Origin of the sequence: Planktothrix serta PCC 8927 (genome assembly GCF_900010725.2) — a bacterium.
In the GTDB taxonomy this organism is placed as follows: Bacteria; Cyanobacteriota; Cyanobacteriia; order Cyanobacteriales; family Microcoleaceae; genus Planktothrix; species Planktothrix serta.
The window spans coordinates 56,686-76,285 of record NZ_LR734850.1 but is presented as its reverse complement, the minus strand read 5'-3'; the positions used below and the strand labels follow the sequence as shown (position 1 = coordinate 76,285).

At 40.9% G+C, this 19,600-nt stretch carries 17 protein-coding genes; 10 read left to right on the top strand and 7 right to left on the bottom strand.

Annotation, left to right across the window (positions count from 1 at the left end; all coding sequences use genetic code 11):
- Window positions 1-166: 166 nt before the first annotated feature.
- A complete protein-coding gene (locus tag PL8927_RS07185; RefSeq protein ID WP_083619057.1) occupies window positions 167-2,974 on the bottom strand; it encodes a two-partner secretion domain-containing protein in 2,808 nt (935 codons plus the stop codon).
- 404 nt (window positions 2,975-3,378) lie between these two features.
- On the opposite strand from PL8927_RS07185, the gene PL8927_RS07180 reads away from it, so the two are divergent.
- The 3 genes from PL8927_RS07180 to PL8927_RS07170 all read left to right on the top strand — a co-directional run bounded on the left by PL8927_RS07180 (window position 3,379) and on the right by PL8927_RS07170 (window position 10,650).
- A complete protein-coding gene (locus PL8927_RS07180) occupies window positions 3,379-7,890 on the top strand; it encodes a S8 family serine peptidase (RefSeq protein WP_231505944.1) in 4,512 nt (1,503 codons plus the stop codon).
- 87 nt (window positions 7,891-7,977) lie between these two features.
- Entirely contained in the window at window positions 7,978-9,783 is a 1,806-nt protein-coding gene (locus PL8927_RS07175; RefSeq protein ID WP_083619055.1) for a C2 family cysteine protease, read from the top strand.
- Window positions 9,784-9,897: 114 nt separating this feature from the next.
- Window positions 9,898-10,650 carry a peptidylprolyl isomerase gene (locus PL8927_RS07170; RefSeq protein WP_197047342.1) on the top strand — a complete coding sequence of 251 codons (753 nt, stop codon included), beginning with the start codon at window positions 9,898-9,900 and terminating at the stop codon, window positions 10,648-10,650.
- A 245-nt stretch (window positions 10,651-10,895) separates the two neighbouring features.
- Here the strand turns inward: PL8927_RS07170 and PL8927_RS07165 are convergent, their stop codons facing one another.
- Window positions 10,896-11,021: a PIN domain-containing protein gene (locus PL8927_RS07165; protein ID WP_331281805.1), complete on the bottom strand. Its 126-nt coding sequence runs from the start codon at window positions 11,019-11,021 to the stop codon at window positions 10,896-10,898.
- A gap of 176 nt (window positions 11,022-11,197) precedes the next feature.
- Window positions 11,198-11,581: an endonuclease domain-containing protein gene (locus PL8927_RS07160; protein ID WP_083619051.1), complete on the bottom strand. Its 384-nt coding sequence runs from the start codon at window positions 11,579-11,581 to the stop codon at window positions 11,198-11,200.
- 815 nt (window positions 11,582-12,396) lie between these two features.
- Between PL8927_RS07160 and PL8927_RS07150 the strand changes: the two genes are divergently transcribed.
- The gene (locus PL8927_RS07150; RefSeq protein ID WP_083619047.1) at window positions 12,397-12,840 is read left to right on the top strand and encodes an aspartyl protease family protein; all 444 of its coding nucleotides are present in this window, start codon (window positions 12,397-12,399) and stop codon (window positions 12,838-12,840) included.
- Between the two features lie 261 nt (window positions 12,841-13,101).
- Window positions 13,102-13,266, top strand: coding sequence for a hypothetical protein (locus PL8927_RS07145; protein WP_156093124.1), 165 nt, complete (start codon window positions 13,102-13,104; stop codon window positions 13,264-13,266).
- On the opposite strand, the gene PL8927_RS27965 is transcribed toward PL8927_RS07145, so the two are convergent.
- Entirely contained in the window at window positions 13,263-13,436 is a 174-nt protein-coding gene (locus tag PL8927_RS27965; RefSeq protein ID WP_197047341.1) for a hypothetical protein, read from the bottom strand. The two genes, PL8927_RS07145 and PL8927_RS27965, sit on opposite strands and share 4 nt — an antisense overlap.
- Window positions 13,433-13,777, bottom strand: coding sequence for a hypothetical protein (locus PL8927_RS07140; RefSeq protein WP_079680412.1), 345 nt, complete (start codon window positions 13,775-13,777; stop codon window positions 13,433-13,435). Before PL8927_RS07140 ends, PL8927_RS27965 begins: the two co-directional genes overlap by 4 nt.
- Before the next feature lie 209 nt (window positions 13,778-13,986).
- On the opposite strand from PL8927_RS07140, the gene PL8927_RS07135 reads away from it, so the two are divergent.
- A complete protein-coding gene (locus PL8927_RS07135) occupies window positions 13,987-14,145 on the top strand; it encodes a hypothetical protein (RefSeq protein WP_156093123.1) in 159 nt (52 codons plus the stop codon).
- 33 nt (window positions 14,146-14,178) lie between these two features.
- The gene (locus PL8927_RS07130; protein WP_083619045.1) at window positions 14,179-14,622 is read left to right on the top strand and encodes a pepsin/retropepsin-like aspartic protease family protein; all 444 of its coding nucleotides are present in this window, start codon (window positions 14,179-14,181) and stop codon (window positions 14,620-14,622) included.
- Window positions 14,623-14,678: 56 nt separating this feature from the next.
- Here PL8927_RS07130 and PL8927_RS28815 read toward each other — a convergent pair whose 3' ends face one another.
- Both PL8927_RS28815 and PL8927_RS07125 read right to left on the bottom strand, forming a co-directional pair.
- Window positions 14,679-14,804 (bottom strand): PIN domain-containing protein, encoded by a 126-nt coding sequence (locus PL8927_RS28815; RefSeq protein WP_269322008.1) that lies wholly within the window; start codon window positions 14,802-14,804, stop codon window positions 14,679-14,681.
- 5 nt (window positions 14,805-14,809) lie between these two features.
- A complete protein-coding gene (locus tag PL8927_RS07125) occupies window positions 14,810-15,067 on the bottom strand; it encodes a type II toxin-antitoxin system Phd/YefM family antitoxin (RefSeq protein WP_083619044.1) in 258 nt (85 codons plus the stop codon).
- Between the two features lie 234 nt (window positions 15,068-15,301).
- Here PL8927_RS07125 and PL8927_RS07120 point away from each other — a divergent pair, with 234 nt between their 5' ends.
- From PL8927_RS07120 to PL8927_RS07110, 3 genes are read left to right on the top strand one after another with little or no spacing between them, the layout of a single operon-like run.
- A complete protein-coding gene (locus PL8927_RS07120; RefSeq protein ID WP_083619042.1) occupies window positions 15,302-16,783 on the top strand; it encodes a M50 family metallopeptidase in 1,482 nt (493 codons plus the stop codon).
- A 36-nt stretch (window positions 16,784-16,819) separates the two neighbouring features.
- On the top strand, window positions 16,820-18,358 hold the full coding sequence (locus tag PL8927_RS07115; RefSeq protein ID WP_083619040.1) for an efflux RND transporter periplasmic adaptor subunit: 1,539 nt from the start codon (window positions 16,820-16,822) through the stop codon (window positions 18,356-18,358).
- 42 nt (window positions 18,359-18,400) lie between these two features.
- Window positions 18,401-19,570: a glycosyltransferase gene (locus PL8927_RS07110; RefSeq protein WP_083619038.1), complete on the top strand. Its 1,170-nt coding sequence runs from the start codon at window positions 18,401-18,403 to the stop codon at window positions 19,568-19,570.
- The last annotated feature ends 30 nt before the right edge of the window (window positions 19,571-19,600 follow it).

Here is a 19,600-nt window from a genome sequence, read left to right as displayed (position 1 = left end):
ACCAGGAGTTTGAATCCGGTTCCCCCCTTTCCAAGGGGGGTTAGGGGGGATCTAGGACTCAATAAAAGTCAAGGAACTACTGATTACATCATAGATTAGATCCCCCTAAATCCCCCTTAAAAAGGGGGACTTTGAACTCTAATTTCCTGTTTCTAATTGAGTATTGCTATAATTCAGGACAAGAAGGAGTAGGAATAGATGAAGAATTAGGACGGGAATTTGTAGTTTCAGCCACTAATTCAATTGTACCATTTTCATGAATAATCCAACCTTGTGCTTCTACAATCTCTTTTGACTTTACTTGAGAATTAGGGTATATTTGTTGATCTGAAAACCGATGATCAACCCAACCTTGATCAGAACTCAGGGGGTCTGTGGTAGGATTTAAGGGTAAACCCCCACTTCCAGTAATAATAAAACTACTCCGTTGGGGATTTCCTGGGTGACAACGTTGATCGATTAATGTTTCTGCATTAACAAAACCTTCCTGTAAATCAACTAACCCAGAAGTGGGATCAACAATTGGAATATTAAGCTCAACTGTACCGTTAAATTCTGCTCCTAAATCACTGGTTGCTGTAATATCGCTGGTGTTCGGATTTTCTTGTTGTCGATAATTTGTTCCAAAGATTCCTTGAGCATTAATCACAACTCGTCCCCCATTTCCCTGTACTGCATTAGCTGTAATATCACTATTTTCTAATCCTACTAAATTCTCGGTATTAATAGTAATATTTCCCCCATTTCTATTGCTGGAATTCGTCGAGATTGAACTTCCTTGCCTTAACTGTATTTGAGGAGATTGCAGGTTAATATTACCCCGTTCGCCTGCTGCTGTTATCCCTCTAATTTGACTATTACTCAGGGAAATAGCATCCGCTTGAATATCAATATTTCCAGCATTACCTTTTCCTTGTCCACTGGCTGTAATTATTGCTTGATTCTCTAAAGTGAGTTGTCCAGTTTTAACTTGAATATTACCACCATTACCGAGATTTTGATTTGTACTGGGTTGAACACTAGCAAAAATTCCAGAAGCATCAGATTCTTCTGGAGTAAAACCGATAATCTCAATAGATTCTGAGGCATTTATATCAATATTTCCACCATTTCCAGAGTCAAATGTTATTGCTGATATTCGTCCTCCATCTCGAATCATTAATCTTCGGGTATTTAGAGTTAAGTCCCCTGCTGCACTTGCACCTCTAGTTGAAACAGTTATAATGCTGTTGGAATTTCCTTGTTTAGTTGGATAACTTCCCATTTCTACTGTATCTGAAACATTGATGATTAAGTTTCCCCCGGAATTGAAACCCATTGTAGCTGATTCTATAGCACCTCCATTTGACAACTGTAACTGTTCTGCATTCACTGTTAAATTCCCAGCCTGACCTGTTCCTATTGTTGATGCAGTAATATAAGCAAGATTATTTAAAGTCAGTTGTCGAGTATTGACAGTTAAATCTCCAGCATCTCCATTTCCATAAGCTTCAGAGGTTAATGCTGTTGCTCCAACTCCTATACTCTGTTGAGCCAAATATTTTGTCTCTGGTAATTCTAGGGGGCCTAACATTTCAATCGCATCCGTAGCATTAACGGTTAAATTTCCGGCGTCGCCTTCATCTAGGGTTACTGTTACAATAACGCTACTATCTCGCATTCTTAATGTTTGAGTATTCAGCGTTATATTTCCGGCTGTACCTAAATTAGCTGTACCTGCCATTAATCCCGCATTAATAATATTGACATCTTTAGCATTTAAAATTAAATTTCCCCCCATGCCATCGGCAAAAGCGGCTGTAAAAGCTAAACCTCCATTGAGTGCTGTCAATGTTTCTGTGGTTAAGGTGATATCTCCTCCCTGACCACTTCCAAAACTAGCGGTCAATAAGCCATCTTTTGGTAAGATAGGGATATCAGGTTTAGAGAATAAAGATAAAATAATATTGACAATATTGTCAGTACCAATAAGTTCAATAGATTCGGAGGTATTAACAGTTAAATCTCCACCCGAAGCTGCTCCGAAAGTTGCAGTTGAAATTGAGGAGCCATTTTGAACTCGCAACCGTTCTGCTTCAATTAAAATATTATTGCCCGGTTCATTTCCCCAAGTTGTAGAAGTAATAACAGAATTGTCAGTCAAACTTATTTGCCGACCTCGTAGGGAAATTGCACCCCCACCGACTCCGCTTGTATCAATTTTAGACTGTTGGGATAAGTTAATATCATTAAAGTTACGGACGCCTGGATAAGCAAAGGCAAACCCCGTGCTTGCTTGAGTCAGACTAATTTGTTCGTTACTCCCAACACTCCCTAGTTGAATCTGTCCTTGGGGTGCGGTGAGAACCCCAGCCAAGAAATTAATCGCGCCTCCCATTAAAGCTAGGGTCTGGTGGGGTTGAACCTGCAAACCGATAACGTAACCATTGCTATCAATAGCGTTAGATTGGTTAATAATTGCTCCGGGATTTGACCCAGATTGCAACCCGATGGGAACATTGATAGTCAGCAGGGGTGGAGCTTGGGGGTTAGTAGCACTAAATTCGCTACCATCATTAAATAATAGGCTTTCAGCCGTGCTACCCAAAAACGAACCCCCAATCTCAAGGCGAGCATTGGGGCCAAAAATAATTCCGTTCGGGTTAATTAAAAATAAGTTAGCGATGCCATTGGCTCGAATCAGTCCATCCAGGTTAGAAACCCGTCCACCCGTCACACGAGTAATAATATTAACGATTTCAGTTGAGTTATTGAAAAAGGCTTCTGTACCCGTTGGTAAGGAAAACTCTCGGAAACTATGAAACAGATGGGTTCCCGCAGGTGTTCCCCCGTCGATTTGAAAACGGTTTTCCTGTTGAGTGACCGTAGAATTTATCGGTAAGGTCGCATCAGGAATAATTTGAGCTTGAACAGACGTACAGATGCTGGTTAGGGTGAAGGCAACAAAACCTAATGGCCATCTTGAGGATGTCATGGAATTGCAAAGATGCACTGGGTGTTTATTCTCCCTTTAGTATATCAGAAAACTGGTGAGTCTGGTTGTTTGATAGGGAAGCGATGGCGTAGCCGCCACCTACTGGCATCGCATCTTCTTTGGGGATGTCAGGTGAAAATCTATCACTGTCAGTATCCCTTGTTAAAAATATAACTTCTCTGACTCAAAACTATCCGAGAATACCGATTGTGATAGATTCATAACTGGCATAAGGGGATAAATATAACTTATACAAGCTATAACAAGCTTGACAGAAGCAGATTAATGACTTAAGTTATAAAAAGCTTAGATCTAGCTTGTGGTTGAACTCAAACCTTTTCAAGTAAGGTTTTAGGACAGCAAACGGTTGATTTTATTCTTACTCTCCTCTGTCAGGTGTATCTATGACTTCCCAGAAAAGGTTTTTTGGTTCCCCTGCTCCGCAGCATCCGCAGTCTTTTATCCTTGAACCGATCCTGACACCGAGTGGTTTTATCGATGGTGGGGACGATACACCTGATCTCGCCGATCTCCAACTCACAACACCCCTGGATGATGAATTAGATAGCTCACCAGACGAAGGGGATGTTACAGATGGTGGCGAAGATTTAGCAATTTACGTTGAGGAAACCCCAGAAATCCTAGCTGATGACGACCTAGAAGAAATTCCTTTTGTCACTGATTTAGACTCAGACCCAGATATTACTGATGAGAGTCAGGACTTAGTTGGGGAAGATTTAGCGGAAACAGATGTAGAACTTTTAGAAACTCAAGATTTTAATCCGGTTACTGAAATTACCGAAGAAAGCAATATTCCTGAAAATTTAGAGAGTGAAACATCCTTAGACTTAATAGATGATGAATCCTATTCCTCTGAAGAATTATCGCCAGAAAGCATAACAGAAACCCTTGAAGAAAATGCTTTAGAGGAAACTGATCTCTCTGAGGAAATATCCATCCAAAATGAAACTAAATTACAATCTCAATCTCAGCTTGATGGTCAAGAAATAGAAAGCGAATCTGAGTTAGAAACCGATAATTCAACTGTTTCAGAAGTCGAGGAAGAATCCACAACAGAAATAACACCAACTGAACAAATAGACGCAGAGAGTGAAGTTGATGTAGTAGATGCGATCGCCACCTCAACCCCTAACTTTGAATTTGATTCCGGCGTGTTTACCGTTGGAGAAAATGGAGAAGTTGGGATTGATTATCTATTTGATGGTGGGAAATATAAAGGACAATTAGCCATCTTTAGTTTAGAGGGGATGGAACAATTTGAACCGGGTTCATCGGAATTTATTCAAGAAGCAGCGAGTCGAGCTTTAAGTAACTCAGAATTGGGTCATATTGTGATTTATGATGCTACTGAAGGGGCAAGATTCAACGGAGAATTATCTAATGAAGTTGATTGGAATCAAGGGGAATATCAGGGTGTAAAAACTTTCAATATGCAAGCTGGAGATCAGTTTGCAATTATGTTAGTTCCCAATGGAAAAGTCGCCCAAGTTTTTAACAATCCTGATGCAGAAGGTTCACTGCGTCCTCTATTTTCCCTCGCAACTGCTAATCCAGAAGATGGATTTAGTGTTGGACAAATTGCTGATGTAACTGGCGATGGAAATACCTTCGTGATGGAGGATTTACGAGTAGATGGTAATACGGATAAAGACTACAATGATCTGATTTTTCAAGTCAGAGGAGCAACGGGAAAAGCCGTTCATTTAGATGATGTTATTAACCCTGCAAAAGACTGGCGTTCTTCTGATTTAGGTGAAGGGTTAATTGCTTATGCTAAACCTTATATTACGCCAGAAGATCCACTTCCAGAAATTGAGGACGATCTCGCTTCGTTAGTCGATGAACTCGATGGTTTACTCACAGATGATTTTGATTTTGAACTAGAAACAGAATCAGAAGTTATTGCTGATGAAACTACTCCTGAACTAGAAACAGAATCAGAAGTTATTGTTGATGAAACTATTCCTGAAACAGAATCAGAAGCTATTGTTACTGAAACTATTCCTGAATCTGAAACAGAAACAGAAGTTATTGTTGATGAAACTATTCCTGAATCTGAAACAGAATCAGAAGTTATTGTTGATGAAACTAACTCTGAATCTGAAACAGAATCAGAAGTTATTGTTGCTAAAACAACTCCTGAATCTGAAACAGAATCAGAAGTTATTGTCTCTGAAGACAATCAAGATTTAATTGAAGAAACAGAACCCATTGTTATAGGAGGTGAAGAAAATGATACATTAACCGAAGTAGAAACTCCTGAATATCCGACGGAAATCATCAATGATCCCGAAGAAATATCCATCGACAATAATCCGATTGTACCGCTTAATATTACTGAGGATAACAGTGAAATAATAGAAAGCGAAATCACGCCAATTGTTCCACAAGAACCGAGTAATGAATTAGTAGATCGACTAGAAAATCTCACCCAACAATTACGCAATCAAACCCTATCGGAGCAACCCGTTAATGAAACACTGATTACGCGCTTAGAACAATTAACCACCCAACTGCAAAACAAACCCTCTACCAGCCTCAATTCTACCGCCTTACAATTAATCGAAAAACTAGAAGCAAAATTAGGAACTCAACCCCCAATTCTTACACCCATCGAACCGCCTATTGAGTTTGAATTTGTGACAGAAAATCAACCCTTAGTTGGGGTAATTGATACCGGATTTAGTGGGAATAATCCTGATATTGACTACACTCGAATTACCTGGGGAAGCGATAAAGTTGATGGCGATGCTGACCCCACTTTAGCACCAGGAACAGGCAACGAACATGGAACTCATGTATTAGGAATTATTGCCGCCCAACAAAATAACGGCATTGGTATTGATGGGATTAATGATAACGCTCCGATTTGGGCGGGACGAGCCATTGGTTCAGGAAAATGGGCAGAATCTTTAGTGGAATTTGTCGATGCGGCTAAAGCATCAGGACAACCGAATGCTGTCGTTAATTTGAGTTTAGATTTAACCCAAATTGATGCCCAGGGGAATGTCACGACTCGTTATGAATTAACCCCACAAGAACGAGCCGCGATTGAATATGCTCGGCAGAATGGGGTATTAATTGTAGCGGCGTCGGGTAATGATGGCGGTGTGATGTCAGTTTTGGGTCAAGCTTCCCAGGAGTTTGATAATATTATTACCGTTGGGGCGGCGGAACGGTTTAATGACGAAATTGCCCTTTCTAAAGCCTATAACCGCACTGAATATTCCAGTTATGGTTATGGGTTAGATATTGTTGCCCCAGGAGGCACTATCGACAATCCCCAATTATCCCTGACTGGTGAGGGAGTTAGCGCAATGGCTGGGACATCTGTTGCTACGGCTAAAGTAACGGGGGCAATTTCCCAAGTTTGGGCAGCAAATCCAGAGTTAAGCTATCGCCAAGTGATTGAGATTGTTAAGAATACGGCAACGGATTTGGGTGCAACTGGGTTTGACCTAGAAACAGGTGCTGGGTTGTTGAATATGGTGGCAGCGGTGCAGTTGGCTAAGGCAACCTATGAAGAGGTGATCGTCGAGGAAAAGCAGCCTGGTAATCCCGCTTTTCAAGACGACGAGATTCTCCGCGATGACTGGAGGCCCAGCACCGCTTATGACCCAGATGTTTTGATTGCACAAGACGATATTCCAGCAACCGTAGATCCTGAATCCGTCATCAACCCCTGGGATATTGAGCAACCCAATCGAGATTGGAATCCCGAAGAAGACGGCTTCGGCAACCCTGGCACTAGCACCGCCAATCGTATGCCAGTCGTGACGCTACATAACCAACAAATGGGGGTTAATGAAACTATTGCCGCATCCAGCTTCTTCTCTGCATTTGATCCAGATGGGGATGACATTCTTCAATACAAATTTTATTCATCTGATCAAATGCCCGGTAGTGGCTACTTCACCTTAAATGGGGTTAAGACTGGTTCCTCTTTTACCATCAATGCAGACCAACTCAAGGATTTGCAATTCGTGAGCGGTAGCGAACCAGGAAAGACTCAGACGTTTTCAATTCGGGCTTCTGATGGCAATGTCTGGAGTTCAGAGATTAATGCTGTCATCAATCCTCAGACCATTAATGGCTCTATCCAGGAAAACAAACAACCAGAAATTATTGTAAATAATCGCGCATTTAATCCAGGAGAAACTGTAGCACTGTCTACTCTATTTAGTGTCAATGATGGTGATGGTGACGCTATGCAGATCTATCACATTTACGACCGAGATCAGGGTAATAACAGTGGCTATATCACGCTTAATGGTGTAAAGCAATCTGGCTCAATTTATGTCAATGCGAGCCAGTTGAAAGATATGCAATTTGTTGCGAGTAGCGAATCGGGCAAAACTGAAACTCTTGCTATTCGGGCTTTTGATGGTAAGCACTGGAGTCAATACAGTAATTTTGTAGCCAATCCACTTCCTATCAATGGCTCCGCAGCTACTAACCGTGTACCCGTGATTAGTACCAACAACGTTGCTCTATCCCCCGGTGCTACTGTTCCTGCATCAAGCATCTTCAGCGTCCAAGATCCTGACGGCGACGCAATGCAAATTTACTACTTCCATAACCAAGACTCCAGTAGTAACAGTGGCTACTTCACCTTAAATGGTGTAAAACAGCCTCGGACACTGCACATCAACGCTAGTCAACTTCAAGATTTGCAGTTTGTTGCTGGAAGTGAGGCAGGTAAAGAACAGTCAATTATCATTGCTGCTTTCGATGGCAAAAACTGGAGTGATGATTTAGTAGTTCCTATCAATTCATCAACATCAGTAGAAGAGACCCAACCATCTAACACCGAACCATCGACACCCACTCCTGGAGCATCTCCCGTTNTAGGACTCAATAAAAGTCAAGGAACTACTGATTACATCATAGATTAGATCCCCCTAAATCCCCCTTAAAAAGGGGGACNAGACACGGTTCGCCTCCAAGCCTATGATGGCAAGGCATGGAGTAATTACCCCTCCGTGACCCTGACGACGCAGCAAGCCAACCGCGCTCCGGTGGTCACCACCTACAATCGAACAGTCAAACGTGGTCAGAGCATCACATCAAGCTTTACTGTAACGGATGCTGATGGTGATACCATTACACGGTATGCAATTTACGACGGTAACACAAATAGTAACAGTGGTTACTTCACGCTCAATGGAGTCAAGCAATCTGCGGGTCAGGTTATTTATCTCAATGCCAATCAGTTGAGTGGTCTGAAGTTTGTCGGTGGCTCGACAGCTACCAGCGATAATCTCTTCATAGCTGCATCTGATGGCAAGACCTGGAGTAATTGGTCACAGCACAAAGTAACTACTGAAGCAGGTTCGGCTCCAACAGTAAGCATTCAAAATGCTACTGTGAACGCAAACACTGCCATGTCGCTCAACTTCACGACCAGTGACAAGGATGGTGATAAAGTCACTCGCTATGAGTTCTTCGACAGTAATGCCCAAGCAACCAGTGGTTACTTTACGGTTAATGGTGTCCGGCAGGCCGCAGGTCGGGGCTTCTTTGTCGATGCTGATAAGCTACATACGGTCAAGTTTGTTGGTGGAGCAGCGGCTAGCACCGATCGCATCTCAGTGCGGGCTACTGATGGGATTGATGGTTGGGGAGCATTGAGCTATGTCAACTTCACGACTCAAGCACCTGTCACCAATGACTGGTTTGACCTGAATATCAAGGACACAACCATTCGCGCCCTTGCACGGGAGCGTTTCCAAGATGGAATATTTTCTCGCCAGGAGATGATTGACATCTTTGACTCTGCGAAGGATGGTGGGATTGTCGATACAAATGAGTTTGCCGACCTGAAGCTACTCTCCAGTGATGTAACTTACATCAAGATGGCAGATCATGCCCGAGTCTTGAGCCAGAAGATCGCCCACGGCAACAAGGCTAATCAAAAATACATTGGTCAATCCTTGGGGAATCTCTATGCGGGAAGCAGTGCGGATCATCTTCAGAAGCTGATTGATGAACACTTTTTTGGGAAAGATTTACCGCTTGCGAAGGGTGAATATGCTTATGGTGAAGCGAATGAAGCTACCTATAAGTATGTCCAAGGACAACTATTCCAAAACGGCATTCAATATACTGATGTTCGCCAGGGATTTCTGGGCGATTGCTACTATCTTGCTGCCTTAGCTGGCATAGCTTTGGCTGATTCCAACAAAATCAAGGATATGTTCATCGACAATCGTGATGAAACCTACACAGTTCGCTTTTTCAACAATGGTCAAACAGATTATGTGACTGTCAACCGTTTTCTTCCGACAGAACCGAATGGAACATTATCTTTTGCGAGAGCAGGAAATTTCTGGAATACCTATACCAATTCCAGCAATGAACTTTGGGTCGCACTAGCGGAGAAAGCCTATGCTCAAATCAATGAGGCTGGTTGGATTGGTCAAGACGGCACAAATAGTTACAAAGGTATTGAAGGAGGAGGCGCACAGGTTGCAGCAGAACAGGTTGCCCGTCTCAAAGGAAGTTATCATGGCTTTGATAATTGGACTGTCGCAGATGCGATTTCAGCATTTGCCTCGGGCGCAATTGTTTTCTTTAGTTCGCGAAGTGAGCAACACAAAGCACAAATTGGCTCAAAGAAACTTGTTGGGGGTCATGCCTATTTGCTGAAAAGCTACGATACTGTCAAGCGGACAGTCACACTGTTTAACCCCCATAACTCTGGGAATTCATACGACGGTGATGGTTATTTAACGGTCAGTTGGAATGATATCCCTCAATACTTCTACGCTTGGAGAAAAGCCGTATAGTGAGGTTGTAGGCTTTCCTCGAATTACTGTTGCCTAGAATCTTAGGCTTTTCAGGGGAGTATCAATATCTAAACTGCTCCCCTGCTCATTTTCACCCACAGAATCATGTGTTTTATGAATAACTTTGACTTTTTGCGTATTGGCGATGATGTTCTATCTATCCAAGAGGTGATGACTTACCTCAAGGATTCGGGGAACTTTGGTCAGTTGATGTCCACTGTATTACGAGAGTACCTCGTAGAGCGAGAACTTCAATCCCGTGACTTTCAGGTGTCAGACTCTGAAATCGAGCAGTTTATTCTTGATTTTCGCCTACAGAATAATGCTGTAGATCGTCCAGCCTTTGAGCGATGGCTCTCTGAACAAAATTTAAGTTATGAGAGTTTCCGGGAGAAGGCAATCAAGGGGATTAAGTTTCAAAAACTCCGCGAACAGGTTGCTGGGGTTGAAGTAGACCAGTTTTTTGAAGCGAACCACAGTCTTTTTGACCGTCTTGCTCTTTCCCGGATAGTCGTTCAGGAGGCTGATGTTGCCCAGAAAGTGAGTGAAACGCTACAGCAGGAACCTGGAGAATTTAATTACTTGGTGGCAGAGTATTCTACATCTGAAGACCGACATTTAGATGGCCGGATGGGGGTGTTTCCCCGTGAGGAAATGCCGCCACAACTGCAAGCCGGGTTTAACGGCAAATCTCCCGGAAGTATTATTGGCCCTATTGTTGTCGAAGATCTTCACTGCTTTTTCCGGCTTGATCAGTTAATCGAAGCTAATCTAAATGATAGCCTCCGACGAACAATTGAAGATAGGCTTTTTGAGGAGTGGCTCAGAAGTAAAATGCAAGGGATAAATCTTCAGATGTTGGTTTAGGGCAATGGGCTATAACTTTTAGTAGAATCTACTCAACAAATGCAATCGCACCTTAACCATTCCCCAAAGATGCGATCGCCCCTCCCAACCCTCATCACCCCAAAACAACACCATGAACCCAACCCCAACAAACCTACCTCGCTCCCCTACCAGTTCACTCAGCGCCAATCATCTCATTTACGGATCTGCGCTATATCCCCAACAAATCCCAAGACCCTGAAAGCGATTTACTACTTTTTTTCTCTCTAAACAAACCAGTTTTCAAGGGTCAGTCCTTCAGAGTCCGCAAAGTCTGAAACATTACGAGTCACCAGAATCAAATGATTGACCTTAGCGATCGCAGCTATTTGCCCATCTGGGTATGACGGCATTCGACCCAAAGCAGTCAGTTAATCGGTATAACGCATAAAGAAGATCCCCCCTAGCCCTGCTTAAAAAGGGGGGGACAAGATGTTAGTAGGAATTATAGGTTAAGTTGAGGATGGATAAGATGTTGATGGCAATTTGTGTTAAAGAGAGCGATCGCATTTTCTTAAAGCCCCCCTTCTCAAGGGGGGTTTGGGGGGATCAACCCCAATAACTGATAACAAACCCCCTCAAAATTCTGTAACACCTCAACATTTGTAAACCGGATCACTCTTAAACCATATCCTTCTAAAATAGACGTTCTTTCAGCATCATATTGTTTACCCTGTTCCGTAAAATGACTATCCCCATCTATCTCAATCACCAATTTCAAACCTGCACAATAAAAATCAACGATAAAATTATCAATGGGTCTTTGTCTCAACACCCGAAACGGAAAATGTCTCAAAAAATCTTGCCAAAGTTTACGTTCTGCTGGAGTGGCATTTTGTCGCAGTTGTTGAGCAATGGGTGTCAGTTTAGAATTATAAGGAAGATGGAAGTTAGAGTTATTGAATCTGGGCATGATCCCCCCTAGCCCCCCTTAAAAAGGGGGGGACAAGATGTTAGTTAGTAGGAATTATAAGTTGAGTTGAGGAGGGAATAAGATGTTAAGAGAAATTTGTGTTAAAGAGGGCGATCGCTTTTTATTGATTTCTTTTTCTCAAATCAGAGCGATCAACCGACCTCTTTACCAGATGCCAAACGTGCCATAATTTAAGNAACCCGAAGTTATTGTTGCTGAAAATAACCCAGAGTCGGAACTAACAGAACCCGAAGTTATTGTTGCTGAAACTATTCCTGAACTAGAGACAGAACCCGAAATTATTGTTGCTGAAACAACTCCTGAACCTGAAACAGAATCAGAAGTTATTGTTGATGAAACCAACTCTGAATCTGAAACAGAATCAGAAGTTATTGTTGATGAAACTAACTCTGAATCTGAAACAGAATCAGAAGTTATTGTTGATGAAACTACTCCTGAATCTGAAACAGAATCAGAAGCTATTGTTGTTGAAACCACTCCTGAATCTGAAACAGAATCAGAAGTTATTGTTGCTGAAACAACTCCTGAATCTGAAACAGAATCAGAAGTTATTGTTGCTGAAACAACTCCTGAACTAGAAACAGAATCAGAAGTTATTGTTGCTGAAACAACTCCTGAACTAGAAACAAAACCCGAAGTTATTGTTGCTGAAAATAACCCAGAGTCGGAACTAACAGAACCCGAAGTTATTGTTGCTGAAACTATTCCTGAACCTGAAACAGAACCCGAAATTATTGTTGCTGAAACAACTCCTGAACNAATTTAAGATACAGTAACTCAGAGGATCAATGTCAATGTACACAACTTCTGACAAATCAATGGGTAAAGTTTTAACAACACTGATCGTTACTAATCGTGCCGACCAGTCTGCTGCTGCACGAGGATTCATTCCAACTGAGCAAATACGTTCCATCACCCTAGATAATGTTTTGGTTGACACGGGTGCAACTACTTTATGCTTACCCGCTTTTGCGATTGCCCAACTCGGTCTTGAACTGCTTAAAGAAGTCGATGTCGCCACCGCCACAGGACTTAGCAAAGCACGCATTTTTCAAGATGCCAAAATATCTTTATGTGGTCGAGAAGGCACTTTTGAATGTTTAGAATTACCCGGAGGCAGAGATGCTTTAATCGGCGTCATTCCCCTAGAAGCTCTGGGATTAGAACCGGACTTACGACACCAAACTTTAAAGGTTTTACCATCAGAATCAGTAGATACTTACTTGACAATTCTGTAGCTGTTATTCTCTTGTGGAGCGATCGCTTTTTTGGGGATGGGGAGCGCGATCGCCCTTTACCCAAACAAAAGAAACCGGGTTTTTCAGATCACCTTTACGTCTTAACCGATATCTTCTGCAAAAACCCGGTTTCTAAGCCGCCCTAAGCACGATCGTTGGTTCGGGATGGGGAGCGAGATCGCGATACTTTCACCTCACATATTGCTCAAATTAATTGTTTTTCCTCATCATTTCTTCTAACAATATCGGAGAGATTTTATCATGGAATACTTGCTTATTGTCAATCGTTTCATCCCTAAATCTGCTACAAGATTAACAGCAGGTAAAGCGGCGCACTGCGATGCGACGCATTTTATGTATTTATTTTTCTCAAATCAGAGCGATAGGGCTAACGTGACGCAGCGCGATCGCTCTTTCTCCACCTAAGAAACCTGCTTTAATCGCTTGAGACGTTGTTCTCTAATATTACGTTCTAACATTTCAATCACCTCTTGTAACTCCAAACCAGCTAACTCCATATCTTGACAAGCACGATGGGCCTTCGCGAGAGTCCGCTTTACCTGTTGTGGATCGGGCAAAAAGGGTGTTTCATTCATAATAAATTCCAATCCGCTTTAATTTCTTGTGTACTACGTTCCAAGGCAGGAACCCTGCTAGAGATACTAACAATCCTATCATCTAATAATGTTAACAGATCGGGAGTAGCCCTGGGCTGTGATTCCGCAATCCGCATTTGTAAGATAGACAGTTGAGAAAATCGTTGTTTAGCTTGCTCGGCGATTTCAGTCAGTTGCTCCAATGCACCCAATGTACTCTCCGTCTCTCCAAAACGCTCCAATAAGTCTAACTCAGTAGCCTTGGCTTCATCCACAATATCTAATAATCGTTGTTTGAAATCCCAAATAATTGCCCGACGCTCTGGGGGTAATTTCGCCATCTTGTGATCGTGAATCAGTAACAGTAGGTATTATAGAGATAAAGTACCCTCAATCATTCAGTTTTTGTGAAAGGGCTTTAAAAAGCGTGGCCTCAGCCCTATCGCTCTTTTGGGGATGGGAAGGCGCGATCGCTTTTCACCTCAACATATTACTCAAATTAGTTGTTTTTCCTGATTATTTCTTCTAGCAATATCGGATGGCTTTCATCATGGAATACTTGCTTATTGTCAATGGTTTCATCCCTAAATCTGCCACAAGATTAACAGCAGGTTTAGCCAGCACTGCGATGCGACGCTTTTTATATATTTATTTTTCTCAAATCAGAGCGATCGACCGACCTCTGTACCAGATGCCAAACGTGCCATAATTTAACATACAGTAACTCAGAGGATCAATGTCAATGTACACAACTTCTGACAAATCAATGGGTAAAGTTTTAACAACACTGACCGTCAAAAATCGCATTGACGAAGCGAACGCAGTACGAGGTCTGATTTCCCCAGATCAGGTTCGTTCCATCACCCTAGATAATGTTTTGGTTGACACGGGTGCAACTACTTTATGCTTACCCGCTTTTGCGATCGCCCAACTCGGTCTTGAACTGCTTAAAGAAGTCGATGTCGCCACCGCCACAGGAATTAGCAAAGCACGAATCTTTCAAGATGCCAAAATATCTTTATGTGGTCGAGAAGGCACTTTTGAATGTTTAGAATTACCCGGAGGCAGAGATGCTTTAATCGGCGTCATTCCCCTAGAAGCTCTGGGATTAGAACCGGACTTACGACACCAAACTTTAAAGGTTTTACCATCAGAATCAGTAGATACTTACTTGACAATTCTGTAGCTGTTATTCTCTCGTGGAGCGATCGCTTGTTTGGGGATGGGGAGCGCGATCGCACCTTAACCACTCCCCGAAGATGCGATCGCCGATTCTTCAAGATTCTGTCGAAAATGTTCCAGAAAAATAGGATTAGGCTGTAGTTTGATACTTTCCGAAATGATGTTGGTATCCAGGAGAAATTTCACGCTCATCACCAGCAAGGTTTTTCAGGAGTCGGGGTGCAGTCCCGAACATCAGCAAAGATTTCATCGCTATCCAAATCAATTCCTTCTGAAACGATTTTGGAGCGAAAAGCATCAAAAGCCTCTAAAACCCCCTCAGATTTAGCCGAAATAATTTTAGCAATCGGTTGGTCTGCTTGAAAAATCACAAAACTTTCTCCAGCTTTAGCCCGTTGAAGATAGTTGATCAAATCTTGGGCAATTTCTTCTAGGGTAATTTTATTCATCGATTAACCTCCCGACAAAATTGTACGACTGGTCTAGTCCAGTTATATCTTAAATCGATGTTAGTAGGAATTATAGGTGAAGTTGAGGAGGGAATAAGATGTTGATGGAAATTTGTGTTAAAGAGAGCGATCGCATTCTCCCAAAAGCTCCCATTTTTAATAAATATTTTACCTAATAAACCCTTGACTTATCTCTAAAAATTTAATAGAATAAATTAGTGCATCTAGGTCATCATGAATGCTCAAAATCCTCTCCCTGAATCCAACAGTTTAGACTGGATTTGTCCAGATCTAACTGCCTACTGGAAATTGGCAAAAGTTAAAACTTGTAATCAAATCGTTCTCAAAGCTAAACAAGGTCAAAGCTATCATTTATTTTCATCCCAAGAAGGCTTTGCGCTGCGATATTTTACCGGAAAATTTACCTTTACAAAAGTTCAACATATTTGTCAACAGGAATTCGGAGAAACCCTACCCGCCGATTTTGTAATTAACCTGCTACAAAAATTGATTGAACTTAATATATTAGCCTTAGACGAGAAAATGAGCGGTGATAGCCAAGATTTAGAGCCTTTAAATATCTTATTTAAAAAACATGATTTCCCAAAAACCTTCTTAAAATTGAAAGATTGTGTGCAGTGGATCAAACATCCTGAAGGTTATTGGATTCTGCGGAACCCGGAAGATGTCAAATTTATTCAGGTCAGTGAACAAGATAAAACCATCATCGACCAACTCGGACATCGCCCCATTGCTGCGGTTGCTGCGGAATTCTGCATTTCCCAAAACCAGATTAAATATTTGCTGCAAATGCTGACGGTAACGGCCATGTTGGAGGGAACCACACCGCCCCAACCGCCGAAACGCAAATTCAACCCCATGCAGTTGTTGTTTTTCCGCATTCCCCTGTTCAACCCTGACCCCTGGTTAAGCCAACATATCAACAATTTGCGGTGGGTCTGGACTCAACCGTTTGCCTTGCTTCTGGGTGTGTTCCTGACCGTTGCCGCCCTGATGGGGTATTCCCAACACGGTGAACTCCTCCAAACCGGACAACAACTCCTCACCCACTCCGGTAGTTCCCTGCTGCTTCCCTTTGGGTTGTTGACGATGTTGGTTGTCACCCTGCACGAACTTGGACACGCCTTTACCCTCAAACATTACGGAGGTATTATTCCTCAAATTGGACTATTAATAATTATGTTCATGCCCGCCGCCTATACAGACACCAGCGATAGTTATTGTTTAGTAAAGCGATATCAACGGGTTCTTGTCATCGGCGCAGGGGTTTTAGTCCAGTTAATCATAGCAGCAATTAGCTTATTTTTATGGAACGGGTCTAGCCCTGGAACTTGGTTAAATTTCCTGAGCTATTTATTAATGTCGGCGGCTCTGTTCACCATTGCTCTTAACCTCAACCCCCTAGCTAAATTTGATGGTTATTACCTAGCGGTTGCCCTGACTGGAATTAATAATCTCCGTAGTCGGTCGTTTGGATTTTATAAAAACTTATTCACTAGAAAACCTATTCAGGAGACGGGAAAAGATGCTCTAATTTTAGCTATTTATGCTCCTTTGAGTTTAGTCTATATTTACTTTGTGTTTGGATTTTTATTTGTCAGAATTGCCGATTGGTCATTCACAAATATTCCTATTCTATCCTTAATGTTGCTACTGATTTGGGCAATTTATTATTTTCTACCCCAAGACAATTAACATTCAAAATCAACCTTTTAATTGAGAGATTTAACCATGAATAATCACCCTCAAAACCCATCCCAACCCCGTCTAAAAGTTGTTCCTCCTGTTGTTCAAGATACTCCGGTTGCGAAACCTCCAGAAGCACCATCTCCAGTTTCTCAACCCGCGCCTAAGACTTCTAATTCCTTAATAATTTGGGGAATTGTAGTTTTAGGAATTAGTGGGATTGCGATGATTCCCGTTAACCCCAGACTCAGTGGAAAAACAACTATTACTTCAACGGTTGGAGAACGTCAATCTATTACAATGCCTCAAGCAGGTGTTTTAATGCTTTCTGTGCGCCCAAATCAAGTTGTTAACCCAGGAGAACTTTTAGGAACAATTTCCAGTCCAGAGTTAGAAAAACAAATTGCTGATACTGAACAAAAATTAGCAGAGGGTAAGACGGTATTAAGTGCGGCAAAGCAGCAGTTAATGATCGCTCAAACTAAATTAGAAATTGCTAAAACCTTAGAAGCGAATGCTCGACAATATTTTGATAAAAGACAAGCTGAATTAAATGCAGCTATTTCGGAAAAGGGTTTACCAAAAATTCGAGGAATTCAGGAAGAACAGGAAGGAATAGAAAATGAAATTGTTGGAATACAATATCAAATTAATGGGATGAAAGATGAAATTTTAGCAATAGAAAGTGAAATTGAAAAAGTTAAAATTAATATCCAAGGACTAAAAAAACAGTTAACGAAAGTAGAAGGTGAACTGAATCGGCTAAAACCTTTAAACGAAGAAGGAGGATTAGGTACTTTAGCCTTGGGAGAGAAAGAAAAGGAATTTGAAGAACTCAAAAGTCAGATTCTTCAGGAAGAACAACAAATCAAAACCCATCAACAGCAAATTAATCAGAAACATAATCAAATTCTGCAAATTCAGGAACTAAAAGCTCAAAAAGATCAAACGATTAAAGCTAAATCTGAGCAAATTAATGAAGTTGCTCAATTAAGTCAAGAGAACTTAGACCAAGCTCAATTCCAAGTTCAACAAAGGATAGCTGAAACGGTTTCATCTCAAAAAGAAGTAGAAGCAGCATCAATTGAAATTTTGAACCAAGAGAAATTAGTAACTCAACAAGAAGCTGAATTAAAACGTTTACAGGAACAAAAACAACAGTTAACTCTAAAAGCTACTATAGCGGGAACTGTCACAACTCCCGATTTAGACTTATTGAATAATCGAACTTTAGAAACTGGACAGAAAATTTTTGATCTGGTTAATTTATCTCAATTAACAGGATTAGTAGAAATTCGTCAAGAAGATAGAGATTTAATTAAAAGTGATTCATCTGTTACATTTAAACCTCGTCAAGCTACATTACAAGAATATCCTGCAAAAATATTGTCTATTTCACCTGTCATTAAATCCGATGAATCCACTCAAAGAGAAGTTTTAAATGTGAAAATATTAATTAATAATATTGATGAACAATTACAACCCGAATTAAAAGGAGAAGCTCATTTTCAGACATCCCAAATGAGAGTCTATCAAGTGATTCAGCGAGAAATTTTTAAACTATTTCCTTGGTGGAAACTTTAGTTCTAATATTAATTAGAAAACCTGTAAAGACTAACCAAAGTTATGATTAAATCCCAGCACCAATATACAATTTTAGCTCCTAATATTTTCGGGTTTAAAGGGGGAATTCAGACCTACACTACTTTTTTTTTACAAGGATTACAATTGATTGACTCTCAAGCAAAATACCAAGTTTTATTAAAGTATGATAAATCTTGTCCTGAAAATCATCAATTTCTACCTCAGACTGAATTTCATTGCTTTGGACGCTTTTCTCGGTGGCTTCAAAGCTGTTTTATGACATTGAAAATGCTGCATTTAGCCCTTCAAAATCCTTCCTTAATTTTTATTTGTTCCCATGTTAACTATAGTGGAATTTGCTATTATCTCAAACGTTTATTTAAAGTTCGTTATTGGGTAATTGCTCACGGGTTAGAAGTTTGGGATTTAAAATCTATTCAATTGCAAAAAGCTCTCTATGATGCTGATAAAATTATAGCCGTTAGTAACTATACACGCGATCGCTTAATTCAAGAACAAAACCTTAATTCTAAACAAGTTATTGTTCTACCCAATACCTTTGAACCTACTCAGTTTAAAATTGCTTCTAAACCGGAATATTTACTAGAGCGTTATCACTTAACTGCTCAACAACCGATTATTTTAAGTGTGACTCGTTTAGGAAAATCAGCCCGTTATAAAGGATATGATCAAATTTTACAAGCCTTAGTCTTAATTCGTCAATTCTTCCCTAACATCCATTATATTTTAGTCGGAAAAGGAGATGATACACCTCGAATTAAAGCTTTAATTCGACAACTCGGTTTAGAAGATAATGTTACCTTAACAGGTTTTGTTTCCGATCAAGAATTGTGCGATCACTACAATTTATGTGATCTATTTGCTTTACCCAGTCAGGGAGAGGGGTTTGGAATTGTTTATTTAGAAGCATTAGCCTGTGGTAAGCCTGTTTTAGCAGGAAATCAAGATGGCGCAGTTGATCCCTTGTTAGGGGGAGAATTGGGATGTTTAGTTGAGCCAACAGATATTGAAGCGATCGCTTTAAACTTATTACAAATTTTGCAAGGAATTTACCCAAACCCTATTCTATATAAACCCCAACAATTAAGAAAAAACACAATTAAACAATTTGGAATTGAGCAATTTCAATCCAAGTTAAGAAAGCTTATTGATATTTATCCTGCTTGTGGAGTAAAGCCGATAAGTAAGTAAACAAAATTAATTATATGAAATCCTGAAATA